The organism is Streptomyces sp. NPDC002889 (assembly GCF_042888425.1).
Classification (GTDB): domain Bacteria; phylum Actinomycetota; class Actinomycetes; order Streptomycetales; family Streptomycetaceae; genus Streptomyces.
In genome coordinates this window covers 1-1,261 of record NZ_JBIAPT010000090.1, presented here as the reverse complement: position 1 = coordinate 1,261, position 1,261 = coordinate 1, and the positions used below count along the sequence as shown (strand labels likewise).

Below are 1,261 nucleotides of genomic sequence, written 5' to 3'. Positions count from 1 at the left end.
ACGTAGGCGATCAGGCGGGTGTTGCCGGGGTGGTCGTTGTGGAGGGTGACGGCGGCGTGGGTGATGTCGGGGTGGTCGGTGAGGACTTTTTCGATTTCGCCGGGTTCGATGCGGAAGCCGCGGATTTTGACCTGGTGGTCGGTGCGTCCGATGTATTCCAGGTTGCCGTCGGGGTTGTGGCGTACGAGGTCTCCGGTCCGGTACATCCGGGCGCCCGGTTCGAGGCCGTAGGGGTCGGCGAGGAAGCGTTCGGCGGTCAGGGCGGGTTGGTGGAGGTAGCCGCGGGCGATGCCGGCGCCGGCGATGTAGAGCTCGCCCACTGCGCCGGGGGGGACGGGTTGGAGGGTGTGGTCGAGGACGTAGGTGCGTTTGTTGGCCATGGGGCGGCCGATGGGGACGACGGGGGTGCCGTTGTAGGGGGTGGTGACGGGGTGGCAGGTGGCGAAGGTGGTGGTTTCGGTGGGTCCGTAGCCGTCGATGACGAGGGTGGAGGGGCAGGTTTGCTGGACGCGTCGGACGGAGGTGGCCGAGACGGCTTCGCCTCCGGTCCATACCTGGCGTACTCCGGTCAGGCATGGGGCTGCGTGTTCGGCGATGACGTTGAACAGGGAGCTGGTCAGCCATAGTGCGGTGACGTGTTGTTCGGTGACCACCTGCTGGAGTGTGTGGATGTCGAGGTCGCCGGCGGGGGCGATGACGACGGTGGCGCCGTTGAGGAGGGGGACCCACAGTTCGTAGGTGGAGGCGTCGAAGGCGGTGGGGGAGTGGAGGAGGACGCGGTGGTGTGCGTGTGCGTCGAAGCGGGGGTCGAGGGCGAGGGTGGTGACGTTGCGGTGGGTGGCCACGACGCCTTTGGGTGTGCCGGTCGATCCGGATGTGTACATCACGTACGCGGCGTCGTCGGGTCGGACGATCACCGGGGGCTCGCCCGGGTCCGTGCCGGCGGCCGTCGGCGTTTCCAGGATGAGTGACTCGATTGCGTCCGCATGGAGTTCGTGCGGCGAGTGCTCGTCGGTGACCAGTAGTCGGGTGTTGGTTTCGGTGAGGATCAGGCGGATGCGTTCGGCGGGGTAGCGGTTGTCGAGGGGCACGTAGACGGCGCCGGTCTTCATGAGGGCGAGGACGGTGGTGACGGTGTGCGGTGAGCGTTGGAGGAGGACGGCGACGGCGTCGCCCGGCCGGACACCCCGTGCGATCAGCTGGTGGGCGAGTTGATTGGCGCGGGTGTTGAGCTCGGCATAGGTCAGGACGGTCTCCCCGG

At 67.9% G+C, this 1,261-nt stretch carries 1 protein-coding gene; it reads right to left on the bottom strand.

Features of this window, described 5'->3' with window-relative positions; all coding sequences use genetic code 11:
- Positions 1-1,261 (bottom strand): amino acid adenylation domain-containing protein (locus tag ACFYWI_RS38515; protein ID WP_389240860.1); only part of this gene is annotated, 1,261 nt, incomplete at both ends.